The sequence below is a fragment of the Dokdonella soli genome, from assembly GCF_039523175.1.
Classification (GTDB): domain Bacteria; phylum Pseudomonadota; class Gammaproteobacteria; order Xanthomonadales; family Rhodanobacteraceae; genus Dokdonella_A; species Dokdonella_A soli.
In genome coordinates, this window is the sequence record NZ_BAAAEU010000021.1 from 1 (window position 1) to 543 (window position 543).

Annotated in this window: 1 protein-coding gene; it reads right to left on the reverse strand. The window is 53.8% G+C overall.

All coding sequences use genetic code 11. The annotated features are described in order from the left end of the window. The coding region (locus ABD002_RS13075) for an AMP-binding protein (RefSeq protein WP_343791793.1) at positions 1-543 on the reverse strand (543 nt) is incomplete at both ends.

A 543-nucleotide genomic window follows, 5' to 3' on the forward strand; every position in this document is an offset into this window, starting at 1 on the left:
GGCTGGCCGTAACGGTCCAGAAGATAGATCTGCGTGTTCCATATCGGACGGCCGATCGGGACCGTTTGGGTTAGATTGAACTCTTCGTCAACGCTGTACATCATGCACCCGACTACGGTCTCTGTCGGACCGTATTCGTTCACCATGCGCAAATGCGGACGAGCCTGGCGCCACTGCCGAACGGTTGATGGCGACAACATTTCACCGCCGATGACAAATAAATCAAGCGAACTTCGCAGACCCCCTGGAATAATGTTCTGAGCAAGCGCACCCATATGAGTGGGTGTAATCTTCACCATGCTGCATTCCGGCGACGAAAGTCTCCTATTCAATCCATCGACTCCTTCTCGTTCCGGCAGAAGATGGACAACACCTCCATTTAGCAAAGGCGTGTAAAGACTCGTCACCGTTGCATCGACAGAAAACGACGACGACACGATCGCACTTTTTACAGGCGCATAAGCAGCTGAAGCCCAACTCAGATAGTTGCACAGCCCGCGATGCTCCACCATGACGCCCTTGGGCAGTCCAGTCGAACCGGAC